The organism is Streptomyces sp. NPDC093089 (assembly GCF_044754405.1).
Classification (GTDB): Bacteria; Actinomycetota; Actinomycetes; order Streptomycetales; family Streptomycetaceae; genus Streptomyces.
The window spans coordinates 53796-68826 of sequence record NZ_JBIVPA010000017.1 but is presented as its reverse complement, the minus strand read 5'-3'; the positions used below and the strand labels follow the sequence as shown (position 1 = coordinate 68826).

Below are 15031 nucleotides of genomic sequence, written 5' to 3'. Positions count from 1 at the left end.
CTCCGGGGAAACGCCGAAGCGGGGGACGGTGCAGCACACCGTCCCCCGCTTCTCACGTACCGGGCCACGTACTAGGCCACGTTCACCCTCTGCCCGGGGGGCGCAGCCTCCAGCCAGGCCATGAAGCCGGTCCGCGCGTCCTCGCTCATCGCGAGCTCCAGACGCACCCCCTCGTACATACAGGGCTGGATCACCGCGTCGGAGAGCAGCGCGAGCTCCTCCTCGCCCTCCGGCATCCGGCGCTCCAGCGCCACGATGGACGAACGCTCCAGGATCCGGCGCGGACGGGGCGCGTACGAGAAGACTCGGAACCAGGCGATCTCGTCACCGCTGTAACGGGCGACGCCGTACACCCAGCCCTTGCCGGTCAGATCCGGTTCGTCGGGCACGTCCCAGCGCAGCGAGCAGTCGAAGGTGCCGCCGGCACGCTGGATCAGTCTCCGGCGCAAGCCGAAGACGAAGAGCCCGATCACCACCAGTGCGACGACCAGGCCGCACACGAGCAGAGCGAGGAACATCTTCACCGACCTCCTCGCTGCGTCCCGTAGCCGGCGCGACCGGCCGAACCGAATACAACCTGCATATGCATCGCCTCAGCCGCGGCACGGTCCGGAAGGTTCCGGACCGTGCCGCGGCTGAGGGCACTACCAGTCGGTGCGGACCGTCAGCGGACCGACACCGCGCGCAGCCGGACCTCGGCGCGCCGCTCGGCGGCGGCGTCCTCGTCCGTCTTCGCACGCTCCAGCGCGCGCTCGGCGCGCTGGGCGTCGATCTCGTCCGCCAGCTCGCAGATCTCCGCGAGCAGAGACAGCTTGTCGTCGGCGAACGAGATGAATCCGCCGTGGACGGCGGCGACGACGGTCCCGCCCTCGCTCGTACGGATGGTCACCGGGCCCGACTCCAGCACACCGAGCAGCGGCTGGTGGCCGGGCATGACGCCGATGTCGCCGGAGGTGGTACGCGCGATGACCAAGGTGGCCTCGCCGGACCAGACACTCCGGTCCGCGGCGACCAGCTCGACGTGCAGCTCAGCAGCCAAGGGTGGCTCCTCGGGTCACCACCCGGCGGTCGTGCCGGGTGTTGGGGTCAATTCTAGTGGGCGTGGTGAGGGGGGCGGGACGGATCCCACCCCCCTCGGGCGAGCACGGGGCTCAGGAGACGCCGAGCTCCTTGGCGTTGTTCTTGAGGTCCTCAAGACCACCGCACATGAAGAACGCCTGCTCGGGGAAGTGGTCGTACTCACCGTCGCAGATCGCGTTGAACGCGGCGATCGACTCGTCGAGCGGAACGTCCGAACCGTCCACACCGGTGAACTGCTTCGCCGCGTGGGTGTTCTGGGACAGGAAGCGCTCGACACGGCGGGCGCGGTGGACAACGAGCTTGTCCTCCTCGCTCAGCTCGTCGATACCGAGGATCGCGATGATGTCCTGGAGGTCCTTGTACTTCTGCAGGATTCCCTTGACGCGCGTGGCGGCGTCGTAGTGGTCCTGCGCGATGTAGCGCGGGTCCAGGATGCGGGACGTGGAGTCCAGCGGGTCCACGGCCGGGTAGATGCCCTTCTCGGAGATCGGACGGGAGAGAACCGTCGTCGCGTCGAGGTGGGCGAAGGTGGTGGCCGGGGCCGGGTCGGTCAGGTCGTCCGCGGGGACGTAGATCGCCTGCATCGAGGTGATCGAGTGACCACGGGTCGACGTGATGCGCTCCTGGAGGAGACCCATCTCGTCGGCCAGGTTCGGCTGGTAACCCACCGCGGAGGGCATGCGGCCGAGCAGCGTGGAGACCTCGGAACCGGCCTGGGTGAAGCGGAAGATGTTGTCGATGAAGAACAGCACGTCCTGCTTCTGCACATCGCGGAAGTACTCCGCCATGGTCAGACCGGCGAGGGCCACGCGCAGACGGGTGCCCGGGGGCTCGTCCATCTGGCCGAAGACCAGCGCGGTCTTGTCGAGAACGCCGGCCTCCTCCATCTCGACCATGAGGTCGTTGCCCTCACGGGTGCGCTCGCCGACGCCCGCGAAGACGGAGACACCGTCGTGCAGCTTGGCCACACGGACGATCATCTCCTGGATCAGAACGGTCTTGCCGACACCGGCACCACCGAACAGACCGATCTTTCCACCCTTGACGTACGGGGTGAGGAGGTCGACGACCTTCAGGCCGGTCTCGAACATCTCGGTCTTGGACTCGAGCTGGTCGAAGGCCGGGGCCTTGCGGTGGATCGTCCAGCGCGGCGCGTCGGCCACGGTGGACTCGTCGGCGTTCAGCACCTGGCCCAGCGTGTTGAACACGCGGCCCTTGGTGGCGTCACCGACCGGGACGGTGATGCCCGTGCCCGTGTCGGTCACCGGGGCCTGGCGGACCAGACCGTCGGTGGGCTGCATGGAGATGGTGCGGACGACGCCGTCACCGAGGTGCTGGGCGACCTCGAGGGTCAGCGTCTTGGTCGCGCCCTCCTCGGCCGGGTCCGGAACCTCGACGTTCAGCGCGTTGTAGATCTCCGGCATCGCGTCGACGGGGAACTCCACGTCGACGACCGGGCCGATGACCCGGGCGACGCGGCCCGTGGCGGCGGCCGTCTCAACAGTGGTCGTCATTACTTGTCACTCCCCGCGGTCGCGTCGGCCAGGGCTGCGGTGCCACCGACGATCTCGCTGATTTCCTGGGTGATTTCGGCCTGGCGGGCCGCGTTGGCAAGTCGGGAGAGGTTGTTGATCAAGTCTCCCGCGTTGTCGGTCGCCGACTTCATCGCGCGGCGCGTGGCAGCGTGCTTGGAGGCGGCCGACTGGAGCAGCGCGTTGTAGATCCGGCTCTCGACGTACCGGGGCAGCAGGGCGTCGAGGACGTCCTCCGCCGACGGCTCGAAGTCGTACAGCGGACGGAGCGTCTCCGTGTCGCCGGCCTCCTTCGCCACCTCGTCGAGGCTGAGGGGCAGCAGCCGGGCCTCGACCGCCGTCTGCGTCATCATCGAGACGAACTCGGTGTAGACGATGTGGAGCTCGTCCACACCACCCTCCGCCGTGTCCTTCTCGATCGCCTCGATCAGCGGAGCCGCGATCGTCTTGGCGTCGCCGTACGACGGCTGGTCCGTGAACCCGGTCCACGTGCCGGCCAGCTTCCGCTCACGGAAGTTGTAGTGCGCGATGCCACGACGGCCGACGACGTAGATCGTGACCTCGCGACCTTCCGCCTCGAGCTTCGCCGTCAGCTTCTCCGCCGCCTTGATGGCGTTGGAGTTGAAGGCACCGGCCAGACCGCGGTCGCTCGAGAGGAGCAGGACCGCGGCGCGGACCGGGTTCTCCGCCTCGGTGGTCAGCGGGTGCTTGTCGTTCGCACCCGTGGCCACCGCCGTGACCGCGCGCGTCAGCTCGGTCGCGTACGGAGTCGACGCCTGCACCTTGCGCTGCGCCTTGACGACACGCGAGGCGGCGATCATCTCCATCGCCTTGGTGATCTTCTTCGTCGCGGTGACGGATTTGATGCGACGCTTGTAGACCCGGAGCTGCGCTCCCATGAGTCAGGTCCCTTCCGTCGTCACTTCGAGACGTTGACGGCGGCAGGAGCGTCCTCGCCCAGCAGCTTGCCGTCAGAGGTCTCGAACTGCTTCTTGAACTCCGCGATGGCGTCACCGACGGACTGCAGGGTGTCGTCGGACATCTTGCCGCCCTCACGGATGGAGGTCATGAGACCCGAGTGGTTCTGGCGCAGGTACGCCAGGAGCTCGGCCTCGAAACGACGGATGTCGGCGACCGGGACGTCGTCCATCTTGCCGGTGGTGCCGGCCCAGACGGAGACGACCTGGTTCTCGGTGGGCATCGGCTGGTACTGAGCCTGCTTGAGCAGCTCGACCATCCGCTGACCGCGCTCCAGCTGCGCCTTCGACGCGGCGTCCAGGTCGGAACCGAAGGCGGCGAACGCCTCCAGCTCACGGAACTGGGCCAGGTCGACACGGAGGCGACCGGAGATCTGCTTCATCGCCTTGTGCTGGGCGGAGCCACCGACACGCGAGACCGAGATACCGACGTTCAGGGCCGGACGCTGGCCGGCGTTGAACAGGTCGGACTCCAGGAAGCACTGGCCGTCGGTGATGGAGATGACGTTGGTCGGGATGAACGCCGACACGTCGTTCGCCTTGGTCTCGACGATCGGAAGACCGGTCATCGAACCCGCACCGAGCTCGTCCGAGAGCTTCGCGCAGCGCTCGAGGAGACGCGAGTGCAGGTAGAAGACGTCACCCGGGTAGGCCTCACGGCCCGGCGGGCGGCGCAGCAGCAGCGACACGGCGCGGTAGGCGTCGGCCTGCTTCGACAGGTCGTCGAAGACGATCAGGACGTGCTTGCCCTGGTACATCCAGTGCTGACCGATGGCGGAGCCGGTGTACGGCGCCAGGTACTTGAAGCCGGCCGGGTCGGACGCCGGGGCGGCGACGATCGTCGTGTACTCGAGCGCACCGGCCTCTTCCAGGGCGCCGCGCACGGACGCGATGGTCGAGCCCTTCTGGCCGACGGCGACGTAGATGCAGCGGACCTGCTTGTTCACGTCGCCCGAGCGCCAGTTGTCGCGCTGGTTGATGATCGTGTCGATGCACAGCGCGGTCTTGCCGGTCTGGCGGTCGCCGATGATCAGCTGACGCTGGCCGCGGCCGACCGGCGTCATGGCGTCGACGGCCTTGTAGCCGGTCTCCATCGGCTCGTGCACCGACTTACGGGCCATAACGCCCGGGGCCTGCAGCTCGAGGGCGCGGCGGCCCTCGGTCGCGATCTCGCCGAGACCGTCGATCGGGTTACCGAGCGGGTCGACGACGCGACCCAGGTAGCCCTCACCGACACCGACGGAGAGGACCTCGCCGGTGCGCTGCACCGACTGACCCTCCTCGATGCCGCTGAACTCGCCGAGGACGATCGCGCCGATCTCGCGCTCTTCGAGGTTCAGGGCGAGACCGAGGGTCCCGTCCTCGAACTTCAGCAGCTCGTTCGCCATGGCCGAGGGAAGACCCTCGACCTTCGCGATACCGTCACCGGCCAGGCTGACCGTGCCGACCTCCTCGCGCGAGGCCGCGTCCGGCTGGTACGACTGGACGAAGTTCTCCAGTGCGTCCCGGATCTCCTCCGGCCGGATCGTGAGCTCCGCCATCTGGGTTCCCTGCTCTCCTTGTTGGGCCCGAAGTTTCTTAAGGGGTCTGGGGGCCGACCCCCAGGAATCTTCTGCAATCTCTGCACGGCCCAACCGGGCCGCTGGTGATGCTGTGTAGCTGTGTGCTGCGGTGGCTGCGTCAGCCGGCCAGTCGGCGGGTCGCCTCGTCGAGGCGCTCCGCGATGGAGCCGTTGATGACCTCGTCGCCGACCTGCACGGTGATCCCGCCGAGGACCGCGGGGTCCACGTCCAGGTTCAGGTGCATCTGGCGGCCGTACAGCTTGGCCAGGACGGCACCGAGGCGCTGCTTCTGCTGGTCGGACAGCGGCACCGCCGAGGTGACGACGGCGACCATCCGGTCCCGGCGCGCCGCGGCGAGCTTGGACAGGGACTCGAGTCCCGCTTCCAGGCTACGTCCCCGGGGCTGGGTCACCAGACGGACGACGAGGCGCTCGGTCGACGCGTGGGCCTTGCCGCCGAGCAGGCTGCGGAGCAGCTCGCCCTTGGCGGTGGCCGTGGCGGCCTTGTCCGTCAGCGCGGAGCGGAGCTCGTTGCTGGAGGACACGATCCGGCCGAAGCGGAACAGCTCGTCCTCGACGCTGTCGAGCGCGCCCGCCTTCTGCGCCGCGGTGAGGTCGGCGATGTTCGCCAGCTCCTCGGTCGCGTCGACCAGGTCGCGCGAGCGCGACCAGCGGGAACGCACCATGCCCGAGACCAGGTCGACGGTCGCGCCGCCCACCTGACCGCTCAGGAGTCGCTGCGCGAGCTCGGCCTTGGCCTCACCCGACTGTGCGGGGTCGGTCAGGACCCGGCGCAGCGACACCTCGCGGTCGAGCAGCGTGGTGACGGCGGCCAGCTCGTCCGCGAGCTTCGTCGCGTCGGCCGACGTGTTGTCGGTCAGCGCGTCGAGGGACTCGCGGGCGGCGGCCAGTGCCTCGCGGCTCGCTCCGTTCATCGGACGGCCTCGGCCTTCTCCTCGAGCTCTTCGAGGAAGCGGTCGATCGTGCGGCTCTGGCGGGCGACGTCCTCGAGGGACTCGCCGACCAGCTTGCCGGCCAGGTCGGTGGCGAGCTTGCCCACGTCCTGACGCAGCGACGCGGACGCGGCCTTGCGGTCGGCCTCGATCTGCGTGTGGCCGGCCGCGATGATCTCCTCGCGCTGGCGCTGGCCCTCCGCCTTCATCTCCTGGATGATCGCGGTGCCCTGCTCCGTCGCCTCCTGGCGAAGACGCGCGGCCTCGTGGCGGGCCTCGGCGAGCTGGGCCTTGTACTGCTCCAGCACGCTCTGAGCCTCGATCTGGGCCGACTCGGCCTTCTCGATGCCACCCTCGATGGCCTCGCGGCGCTGCTCCAGAACGTTGTTGATGTTCGGGAGGAGCTTCTTGGCGAGGAAACCGAAGACGATGACGAAGGCGATCAGGCCGATGACGAGCTCGTCGAGATGCGGGATGAGCGGAGGCTGCTCCTCCGCCGCTGCCGCAAGAAGCAGAGCGTTCACATCAGTGCCTTCCGTAAAAGTTGGGCTGTCGGTCCGGCTTACTTGTAGACGAAGCCCATGACGATGCCGATGAGGGCGAGCGCCTCACAGAACGCGAAACCCATGATCTGGTTGGTGCGGATCAGGCCGGCAGCCTCGGGCTGGCGGGCGAGGGCCTGGGTGCCGTTACCGAAGATGATGCCGACGCCGACGCCGGGGCCGATGGCCGCGAGGCCGTAGCCGATGGAGGCGACGTTTCCGTTGACGGCGGCGAGAGTCTCGAGAGCGGACATGCCGGTTCTTCCTTCTCTTTCAAGGACCCGGTGGGGGTTGGCCACCGGACGACTGTTGGTTGGGGGGTGGTGCTGCCGGTCAGGGCGGGACTCAGTGGTGCTCGGAGAGCGCGCCCTGGACGTAGCTGCAGGCCAGGAGCACGAAGACGTACGCCTGGACGGCCTGGATGAAGAGCTCGAAGGCGGTCATCACGAGGACCATCACGAACGAGGCGCCGGCGTAGACGAAGCCCAGGCCGTTCATGAGGTACCAGGTGGCAAGCGAGAACATCACGATGAGCAGGTGACCGGCGAACATGTTCGCGAACAGTCGGACCGCGTGCGTGAAGGGCCGGATGAGCAGGTTCGAGAAGAACTCGAGAACCACGACGAGCGGCAGGATCGGGCCGAGCGACTTGTCGTAGCCGACGATGTTCTTCCAGCCGCCGACGAAGCCGTGCTTCTTGAAGGTCAGCGAGACCCAGAGGACGTAGACGATCAGCGCGAGAGCGGCCGGGAAGGCGATCAGCGAGGTGACCGGGAACTGGGCGAGCGGGATGATCGACCAGAGGTTCAGCATCCACACGAAGAAGAACAGCGACACCATCAGCGGGACGTACTTCTCGCCGTCCTTCTTGCCGATGATCTCGTAGACGATGCCGCGGCGCACGAAGTCGTAACCGGCCTCGCCGACCATCTGCATCTTGCCGGGGATCAGCTTGGGCTTGTTGAAGGCGGCCCAGAAGAACCCGACGACCACGAGCGAACCCAGGATGGCGAGCAGCATCGGCTTGGTGAAGTCGAAGCCACCCACGGAGAAGATGGGCTCGTACATGAACGTGTGCAGGCCCGGCGCCGGGAAGCCACATCCGGTGAAGATGTGGCAATCCGGGTCGAAGGCAAGCGTCTGGTCAGCACTCACCGCGGGCTCCTTCAGCGTGGCGCATAGGTACGGCAACCTCGTTGTGTCGGCGCGGCACGCAGCCGCGGGTCGGCACTGGACTGGTCTTACGGATAAGGGGGCGGCGGTTCGGCATCGAGCCTCGCGCTGGGACAGGCGTCTCGGATGCCCGCGCCCGCAGTGCCGCAGTTGGCACCGGACGATAGCAGGAAGCCGAACACGGCTTTATCCCGGCCCTACCCTTCACTGCTTCGACCCCGACTTCTCGGGCTCGACATACATGATCTTGGCCTTCATGTAGGCCCGGGCCTGAGCGGCGACCCACACCACGGTCGTCGCCAGCAGCGTGAAGGCGAAGGCCTTGAAGTCGAACAGCGTCGTGTCCTTGAACAAGGCCAAAAAGATGAAGAGCAGCAGCAGTTGGGCCGTGTAGAGCATGAGCCCCATGGCCTGGAAGAGCTGCGGCAGCGACTTAGCCGTCCGCTGGAGCACCACGAGCCCCACACCCATGAACAGGAGCACGACCAGGGTGCCGGCGACGGCGCCGAGCGCACCCTTGCCACCGGCGACCACCCCGCTGACGACCGTGGCGATGACGCCGACGGCAGCGGTGGGTACGGCGGTGTGCAGCAGGGTGCGTGCGTCGTTGGACGGCATGGCGGTGTCTCCGCTTGTGATGGAGGGGGCGATGGTGTCGTCATGGACGAGCGTAAGCCCGGTCCGAGGTGGGTCTCGGGGCCAACAGACCGTCGCACTACGGTCTTTCGGCACTGTCGCCGGGTCTCGTGAACGGTATCACAAACTATTTGAATAGGTCTTTACCCATAAGGTGTGCCAACCGTCACACATGAGAGTTACAGCGCGCGTGTGTGCACGACACGAGAGCGCCGTGTCTGGTAATGGCCGCAGATGCGGCTTTCGTCAACTCGGCGTTCCGGCCTTCCGCCGGTCGGGGAAGCGCGCGCGGTTGCCGATGGCGGTGGCGCCGTTGATGCCCGCGGGCACCGGAACGCGCTCCTCCTCGACCGCCGGGGCCTCCACGACGGGCTCGGGCGCCGAAATCCGCTTGCGCCGGCGGTACCGGGGCGGCACGACCGACTCGGCCCAGCGGGGCGCGCGCGGCGCGAACCGCGGCAGCAGGAGCAGCACCAGGCCGATGGCGCTCAGCGCGACGACGCCGAGGACGATCCACATCGACGTCGAGTGGACCGAGTACGCCAGCGTGCCGAAGGCGATCAGGGCCGACCAGAAGTACATGATCAGCACCGCGCGGCTGTGCGAGTGCCCGATCTCCAGGAGCCGGTGGTGCAGGTGGCCGCGGTCGGCGGCGAACGGCGACTGGCCCTTCCAGGTCCGGCGCACGATCGCCAGGATCAGGTCCGCCATCGGGATCGCGATGATCGTCAGCGGCAGCACCAGCGGGATGAACACGGGCAGGGCGGCGTGCGTGGCCTCGCGGGTCGAGCCCTCGAACAGCTTCAGCACGTCGGGGTCGACCTGGCCGGTGATCGAGATGGCCGAGGCGGCGAGGATCAGGCCGATCAGCATCGAGCCCGAGTCGCCCATGAAGATCCGCGCCGGGTGCATGTTGTGCGGCAGGAAGCCCAGGCACATGCCCATGAGGATGGCGGCGAACAGCGTCGCGGGGGCGGCGGCCTCGATCGTGTAGCCGTACCAGAGGCGGTACGCGTACAGGAAGAAGGCCGCGGCGGCGATGCAGACCATGCCGGCGGCGAGGCCGTCGAGACCGTCGACGAAGTTCACCGCGTTGATCGTGAGGACGACCAGGGCGACCGTGAGGAGCGTGCCCTGCCCGGGGGTGAGGGCGACCGTGCCGACGCCCGGGATCGGCAGCCACAGGATCGTCAGACCCTGCGCGACCATCACGCCGGCGGAGATCATCTGCGCGCCGAGCTTGATCAGCGCGTCCAGTTCGAACTTGTCGTCGAGGACGCCGATCAGCCAGATCAGCGCGGCGCCGGAGAGCAGCGCGCGGGGCTCGTTGGACAGTTCGAAGACGCTGCCGAGGTTCTGCAGGTGCGCGGCGACGAGGAGTCCCGCGCACAGCCCGAAGAACATGGCGATGCCACCGAGCCGCGGAGTCGGTTCTCGGTGTACGTCGCGGGCGCGGATCTCCGGCATCGCCCCGGTCGCGATGGCGAACTTCCGCACCGGACCGGTGAGCAGATAGGTCACCGCGGCCGTGACACAGAGCGTCAGCAGGTAATCACGCACGGGCTGCCCCACAGGAATCGCTGGCCATCTCAGCCCCACACCCTAGCCGTGCCGTCCATGTGGTTGGAGACACCGGGGCCGCCCGAACGGTTGCGGGCGGCCTCCGCTCAGCGTCCATACGGGGGAAATCGGCCGGTCAGCTCCCGTACCTCCGCCCGTACCCGGGCCGTTTCCGTCGCTTCATCCCGGAGGGCGATGGTGAACAGGGCGGCGATCCTGGCCATCTCCGGGGCGCCCATCCCCTGCGTGGTGACGGCGGCCGTGCCGAGCCGGATCCCGCGCCCCTCCCCGTACGGCAGGACGCAGGTGTCGAGCACCATGCCGGCGGCGGCGAGCCGGGCGCGGGCCGTGCGGCCGTCGACGCCGAGGGGGGACGGGTCGGCGGTGATGAGGTGGGTGTCCGTGCCGCCGGTGGTCACCGCGAAGCCCTCGGCGGCGAGCGCGGCGGCGAGCACCTTCGCGTGTTCCACCACCTGATGGGCGTACGCGGTGAACGCCGGGGTGGACGCCTCGCCGAAGGCCACCGCCTTCGCCGCGATCGTGTGCATCTGGGCGCCGCCCTGCGTGAACGGGAACACCGCGCGGTCGATCCGGCCCGCCAGGTCCGCGCCGCACAGGATCATCCCGCCGCGCGGGCCGCGCAGCACCTTGTGCGTGGTCGCGCACACCACGTCGGCGTACGGGACGGGGTTGGGGGCCGCTCCCCCGGCGACCAGGCCGATGGGGTGCGCCGCGTCGGCGATGAGGTAGGCGCCGATCTCGTCGGCGATCTCGCGGAAGACCGCGTAGTCGAGGTGGCGGGGGTAGGAGATCGAGCCGCAGACGATCGCCTTGGGGCGGTGGTGGCGGGCGAGCGCGGCGACCTGCTCGTAGTCGACGAGCCCGGTCTCGGCGTCGACGCCGTACGGCACGAAGTCGAACCACCGGCCGGAGAAGTTCGCCGGCGACCCGTGCGTGAGGTGCCCGCCGTGGTCGAGGCCCATGGCCAGGACCGTGTCACCGGGCCTCAGGAGGGCCGCGTACGCCGCCAGGACGGCCGAGGAGCCCGAGTGCGCCTGTACGTTCGCGTGGTCGGCTCCGAAGAGCGCAGTGGCCCGTTCCACGGCGATCCGCTCCGCCGCGTCGACGTACTCGCAACCGCCGTGGTGGCGCGCGCCGGGATACCCCTCGGCGTACTTGTTCGCGAGCGGCGACCCCAGGGCCGCCAGCACCGCCGACGACGTGAAGTTCTCCGCCGCGATCAGCTGGAGGCTGTCCGCCTGCCTCCGCACCTCCCCCAGCAGCACGTCGGCGATCTCCGGGTCCTGCCGGCGCAGGACATCCAGATCCTCATCGGGGGGCGCGGTGACCGGCATGCCACCAATGTAGGCGCGCCCCCGCCGCACCGCCCGTCAGCGGCGGGCGGAGACGCCCGTCAGGGCGGTGACGACGGGGTCGAGGGCCTGGTTGATCTCGTCCCCGATGGAGCGGAAGAAGGTGATGGGGGCGCCGTAGGGGTCGTTGACCTCGTCGGCGTCGACGGAGGGGGCGAGGAGCCACCCGCGTAGAGCCGCGGCGGCGCGGACCAGGGCACGGGCGCGCTCGACCATGCCCTCGTCGCGGGGGTCGGGCAGCGTGGCGGGGTCGATCGCCCGGACCAGGCGGGTGAACTCCTTCAGGGTGAAGGTGCGCAGGCCCGCCGAGTGGCCCATGGAGATGACCTGGGCCCGGTGGTCGCGGGTCGCGGTGAGGACGAGGTCGGCGCGGATGACGTGCTCGTCGAGGAGCTCGCGGCCCACGAAGCCGCTGTAGTCGGCGCCGAAGTCGGCGAGGACCAGTTCGGCGTTGGCCTCCATGGGGGCGCCCTCGTGGCCCCAGGTGCCGGCGCTCTCCACGATCAGGCCGCCGCCGAGGGGGTCGCCGAGCCGGTCGCACAGGGCATGGCGGGTCAGCCGCTCGGTGATGGGCGAGCGGCAGACGTTGCCGGTGCTGACGTGGAGGATGCGGAAGGTGCTGCTGTCGTCGAACCCCGCTATGCCACGCCCCTCAGGGGCGGTCAACTGGCCACCTCGAGGTCGGGTACGACCTTCCGGAGCTCCTCCGCGGACAGCGCGCCCTCGCGCAGCAGCACCGGGACCTTGCCCGTGACGTCGACGATGGACGAGGGGACGATGCCGGGCGTCGGGCCGCCGTCGAGGTACACGGAGACGGAGTCGCCGAGCATCTGCTGGGCCGCGTCGCAGTCCTCCGGGGACGGGTGTCCCGTGAGGTTGGCGGAGGAGACGGCCATGGGGCCGACCTCGGTGAGCAGCTCGATGGCGACCGGGTGCAGCGGCATCCGGATCGCGACGGTCCCGCGGGTGTCGCCGAGGTCCCACTGGAGGGACGGCTGGTGCCGGGCGACGAGGGTGAGCGCGCCGGGCCAGAAGGCGTCGACGAGTTCCCAGGCCTGCTCGGAGAAGTCGGTGACCAGGCCGTGGAGGGTGTTCGGGGAGCCGATGAGCACGGGCGTGGGCATGTTGCGGCCCCGGCCCTTGGCTGCGAGCAGGTCCGCCACGGCCTCGCTGCTGAAGGCGTCCGCCCCGATCCCGTACACGGTGTCGGTGGGCAGCACGACCAGCTCGCCCCGGCGGACGGCGGACGCGGCTTCGCGCAGACCGGTCACGCGATCGGTGGCCTCGTTGCAGTCGTATCGCCGTGCCATCAGTTCCCGGCCTCCTCGTACGCGTGGTGCTTGGTCATGGCATTGCCTTGCGGGCGGTCGCGAAGCGCGGCCGGTTGTTCAGGTCCGGGTGGTCGGCGGCGTCGGCCCAGCCGGCCTCTTCGTTGAAGATCCACGGAACCTGCCCGCCCTGGGTGTCCGCGTGCTCGATGACGACGAGGCCGCCGGGCCGCAGGAGGCGGTGGGCGGTGCGCTCGATGCCGCGGATGGTGTCGAGGCCGTCCTCGCCGGAGAAGAGGGCCATCTCCGGGTCGTGGTCGCGGGCCTCGGGTGCGACGTACTCCCACTCGGTGAGCGGGATGTACGGCGGGTTGGAGATGACCAGGTCGACCTGGCCGTCCAGCTCCGGGAGCGCGCTGAGCGCGTCGCCCTGGTGGACGGTGACGCGGGAGGCCTGGGCGTTCTTGCGGGTCCAGACGAGGGCGTCGTCGGACAGCTCGACGGCGTGCACGCGCGAGCGCGGCACCTCCTGGGCCATGGCGAGGGCGATGGCGCCGGAGCCGGTGCACAGGTCGACGATCAGCGGTTCGACGACGTCCATGGCGCGGACGGCGTCTATGGCCCAGCCGACGACCGACTCGGTCTCGGGGCGGGGCACGAAGACGCCGGGGCCGACCTGGAGCTCCAGGTAGCGGAAGAACGCCCGTCCGGTGATGTGCTGGAGCGGTTCGCGCGCCTCGCGGCGGGCGACCGCCTCCCAGTAGCGGGCGTCGAAGTCCGCGTCCTTGACGTTGTGCAGCTCCCCCCGCTTGACGCCGTGCACGAACGCGGCGAGCTCCTCTGCGTCGAAACGCGGTGAGGGAACGCCGGCGTCGGCCAGCCGCTGGGTGGCCTGGGCCACCTCGGCAAGCAGCAGGTTCACGCTGGTCCTCCGTGGTGCGGGGTGGGGCTTACGGAACTTAGGCCGCAGCGAGCTTGGCGGCGGAGTCGGCGTCGACGCAGGCCTGGATCATGGCGTCCAGGTCGCCGTCGAGCACCTGGTCCAGGTTGTACGCCTTGAAGCCGACCCGGTGGTCCGAGATGCGGTTCTCCGGGAAGTTGTACGTACGGATCTTCTCGGACCGGTCGACCGTGCGGACCTGGCTGCGGCGGGCGTCCGCGGCCTTCGACTCGGCCTCCTCCTGGGCCGCGGCGAGCAGCCGCGAGCGCAGGATGCGCATGGCCTGCTCCTTGTTCTGGAGCTGGCTCTTCTCGTTCTGGCAGGAGGCGACGATGCCGGTCGGCAGGTGCGTGATGCGGACGGCGGAGTCGGTGGTGTTGACCGACTGGCCGCCGGGGCCGGACGAGCGGTAGACGTCGATGCGCAGGTCGTTGGCGTGCACCTCGACCTCGACCTCCTCGGCCTCGGGCGTGACGAGCACGCCGGCGGCGGAGGTGTGGATGCGGCCGGCGGACTCGGTCGCGGGCACGCGCTGCACGCGGTGCACCCCGCCCTCGTACTTGAGGCGGGCCCAGACGCCCTGGCCGGGCTCGGTGGCGCCGTTGCCGCCCTTGGTCTTCACGGCGACCTGGACGTCCTTGTAGCCGCCCAGCTCGGACTCGGTGGCGTCGATGATCTCGGTCTTCCAGCCGACGCGCTCGGCGTACCGGAGGTACATGCGGAGCAGGTCGCCGGCGAAGAGCGCGGACTCGTCGCCGCCGGCGCCCGCCTTGATCTCCAGGATGACGTCCTTGTCGTCGCTCGGGTCGCGCGGGACGAGGAGCAGGCGGAGCTTCTCGGTGAGCTCCTCCCGGTCCTTCTCCAGCTGCTTGACCTCGGCGGCGAAGTCGGGGTCGTCGTGGGCGAACTCACGGGCGGTCTCGATGTCGTCACCGGTCTGCTTCCAGGCCCGGAAGGTGGCGACGATCGGGGTCAGCTCGGCGTAGCGCTTGTTCAGCTTGCGCGCGTTCGCCTGGTCGGCGTGGACCGAGGGGTCCGCGAGCTTCGTCTCCAGGTCGGCGTGCTCGCCGACCAGTTCCTCGACCGCCTCGAACATCGGGGGCTCCTGGTTTTCGTCAGTTCTACGGGACGGCAAAGCGCCGGTCCCGGCCACCCGCGCGGGGCGACCGTGGACCGGCGCAGGGGCTCGCTACTTGGCGGAGCCGGCGGCCTTGCCGAAGCGGGCCTCGAAGCGGGCGACGCGGCCGCCGGTGTCGAGGATCTTCTGCTTGCCCGTGTAGAACGGGTGGCACTCGGAGCAGACCTCGGCACGGATGGTGCCCTCGGTCAGGGTGCTACGGGTGGTGAACGACGCGCCACAGGTGCAGCTGACCTGGGTCTCGACGTACTCGGGGTGGATCTCGCGCTTCAAGGTGTCTCCTAGTTTCGGGAGGGCT

General features: G+C 69.3%; 17 protein-coding genes. All 17 read right to left on the bottom strand.

Annotation, left to right across the window (positions count from 1 at the left end):
- Window positions 1–71: 71 nt before the first annotated feature.
- The 17 genes from ACIQFX_RS33055 to rpmE all read right to left on the bottom strand — a co-directional run bounded on the left by ACIQFX_RS33055 (window position 72) and on the right by rpmE (window position 15006).
- Complete coding sequence (locus tag ACIQFX_RS33055) at window positions 72–518, bottom strand: DUF2550 domain-containing protein (RefSeq protein WP_376490450.1); 447 nt, start codon at window positions 516–518, stop codon at window positions 72–74.
- Window positions 519–664: 146 nt separating this feature from the next.
- Window positions 665–1039, bottom strand: a complete 375-nt coding sequence (locus ACIQFX_RS33050) for a F0F1 ATP synthase subunit epsilon (RefSeq protein ID WP_017236132.1) — start codon at window positions 1037–1039, stop codon at window positions 665–667.
- A gap of 112 nt (window positions 1040–1151) precedes the next feature.
- Window positions 1152–2594 carry a F0F1 ATP synthase subunit beta gene (gene atpD / locus ACIQFX_RS33045; RefSeq protein WP_017236133.1) on the bottom strand — a complete coding sequence of 481 codons (1443 nt, stop codon included), beginning with the start codon at window positions 2592–2594 and terminating at the stop codon, window positions 1152–1154.
- Window positions 2594–3511: a F0F1 ATP synthase subunit gamma gene (locus tag ACIQFX_RS33040; protein WP_386254109.1), complete on the bottom strand. Its 918-nt coding sequence runs from the start codon at window positions 3509–3511 to the stop codon at window positions 2594–2596. The genes atpD and ACIQFX_RS33040 overlap by 1 nt, the downstream gene beginning before the upstream one ends.
- A 20-nt stretch (window positions 3512–3531) precedes the next feature.
- Window positions 3532–5130 (bottom strand): F0F1 ATP synthase subunit alpha, encoded by a 1599-nt coding sequence (gene atpA / locus ACIQFX_RS33035; RefSeq protein ID WP_033206791.1) that lies wholly within the window; start codon window positions 5128–5130, stop codon window positions 3532–3534.
- Between the two features lie 139 nt (window positions 5131–5269).
- On the bottom strand, window positions 5270–6085 hold the full coding sequence (locus tag ACIQFX_RS33030; RefSeq protein WP_017236136.1) for a F0F1 ATP synthase subunit delta: 816 nt from the start codon (window positions 6083–6085) through the stop codon (window positions 5270–5272).
- Window positions 6082–6627: a F0F1 ATP synthase subunit B gene (locus ACIQFX_RS33025; RefSeq protein WP_402470845.1), complete on the bottom strand. Its 546-nt coding sequence runs from the start codon at window positions 6625–6627 to the stop codon at window positions 6082–6084. Before ACIQFX_RS33025 ends, ACIQFX_RS33030 begins: the two co-directional genes overlap by 4 nt.
- A 38-nt stretch (window positions 6628–6665) precedes the next feature.
- On the bottom strand, window positions 6666–6899 hold the full coding sequence (gene atpE / locus ACIQFX_RS33020) for an ATP synthase F0 subunit C (RefSeq protein WP_010474382.1): 234 nt from the start codon (window positions 6897–6899) through the stop codon (window positions 6666–6668).
- 91 nt (window positions 6900–6990) lie between these two features.
- Window positions 6991–7800, bottom strand: coding sequence for a F0F1 ATP synthase subunit A (gene atpB / locus ACIQFX_RS33015; RefSeq protein WP_033206787.1), 810 nt, complete (start codon window positions 7798–7800; stop codon window positions 6991–6993).
- 222 nt (window positions 7801–8022) lie between these two features.
- Window positions 8023–8436, bottom strand: coding sequence for a hypothetical protein (locus ACIQFX_RS33010; protein ID WP_367822019.1), 414 nt, complete (start codon window positions 8434–8436; stop codon window positions 8023–8025).
- A 264-nt stretch (window positions 8437–8700) separates the two neighbouring features.
- Complete coding sequence (locus tag ACIQFX_RS33005) at window positions 8701–10014, bottom strand: MraY family glycosyltransferase (RefSeq protein ID WP_402470842.1); 1314 nt, start codon at window positions 10012–10014, stop codon at window positions 8701–8703.
- Between the two features lie 107 nt (window positions 10015–10121).
- Window positions 10122–11369, bottom strand: coding sequence for a serine hydroxymethyltransferase (glyA, locus tag ACIQFX_RS33000; protein ID WP_402470840.1), 1248 nt, complete (start codon window positions 11367–11369; stop codon window positions 10122–10124).
- Window positions 11370–11405: 36 nt separating this feature from the next.
- Window positions 11406–12053, bottom strand: a complete 648-nt coding sequence (locus tag ACIQFX_RS32995; RefSeq protein ID WP_367822025.1) for a protein-tyrosine-phosphatase — start codon at window positions 12051–12053, stop codon at window positions 11406–11408.
- The gene (locus tag ACIQFX_RS32990; RefSeq protein ID WP_402470837.1) at window positions 12050–12697 is read right to left on the bottom strand and encodes an L-threonylcarbamoyladenylate synthase; all 648 of its coding nucleotides are present in this window, start codon (window positions 12695–12697) and stop codon (window positions 12050–12052) included. Before ACIQFX_RS32990 ends, ACIQFX_RS32995 begins: the two co-directional genes overlap by 4 nt.
- A 34-nt stretch (window positions 12698–12731) precedes the next feature.
- On the bottom strand, window positions 12732–13577 hold the full coding sequence (prmC, locus tag ACIQFX_RS32985) for a peptide chain release factor N(5)-glutamine methyltransferase (RefSeq protein WP_402470834.1): 846 nt from the start codon (window positions 13575–13577) through the stop codon (window positions 12732–12734).
- A 37-nt stretch (window positions 13578–13614) separates the two neighbouring features.
- Entirely contained in the window at window positions 13615–14691 is a 1077-nt protein-coding gene (prfA, locus tag ACIQFX_RS32980) for a peptide chain release factor 1 (protein ID WP_402470833.1), read from the bottom strand.
- Between the two features lie 93 nt (window positions 14692–14784).
- The gene (rpmE, locus tag ACIQFX_RS32975) at window positions 14785–15006 is read right to left on the bottom strand and encodes a 50S ribosomal protein L31 (RefSeq protein WP_015036196.1); all 222 of its coding nucleotides are present in this window, start codon (window positions 15004–15006) and stop codon (window positions 14785–14787) included.
- Window positions 15007–15031 lie beyond the last annotated feature (25 nt).

Coding starts and splice junctions, on each gene's coding strand:
- ACIQFX_RS33055 (WP_376490450.1), bottom strand. CDS start 518: ATGTTCCTCGCTCTGCTCGTGTGCGGCCTGGTCGTCGCACTGGTGGTG.
- atpD (WP_017236133.1), bottom strand. CDS start 2,594: ATGACGACCACTGTTGAGACGGCCGCCGCCACGGGCCGCGTCGCCCGG.
- atpA (WP_033206791.1), bottom strand. CDS start 5,130: ATGGCGGAGCTCACGATCCGGCCGGAGGAGATCCGGGACGCACTGGAG.
- atpE (WP_010474382.1), bottom strand. CDS start 6,899: ATGTCCGCTCTCGAGACTCTCGCCGCCGTCAACGGAAACGTCGCCTCC.
- prfA (WP_402470833.1), bottom strand. CDS start 14,691: ATGTTCGAGGCGGTCGAGGAACTGGTCGGCGAGCACGCCGACCTGGAG.
- glyA (WP_402470840.1), bottom strand. CDS start 11,369: ATGCCGGTCACCGCGCCCCCCGATGAGGATCTGGATGTCCTGCGCCGG.
- ACIQFX_RS32990 (WP_402470837.1), bottom strand. CDS start 12,697: ATGGCACGGCGATACGACTGCAACGAGGCCACCGATCGCGTGACCGGT.
- ACIQFX_RS33040 (WP_386254109.1), bottom strand. CDS start 3,511: ATGGGAGCGCAGCTCCGGGTCTACAAGCGTCGCATCAAATCCGTCACC.
- ACIQFX_RS33010 (WP_367822019.1), bottom strand. CDS start 8,436: ATGCCGTCCAACGACGCACGCACCCTGCTGCACACCGCCGTACCCACC.
- ACIQFX_RS33030 (WP_017236136.1), bottom strand. CDS start 6,085: ATGAACGGAGCGAGCCGCGAGGCACTGGCCGCCGCCCGCGAGTCCCTC.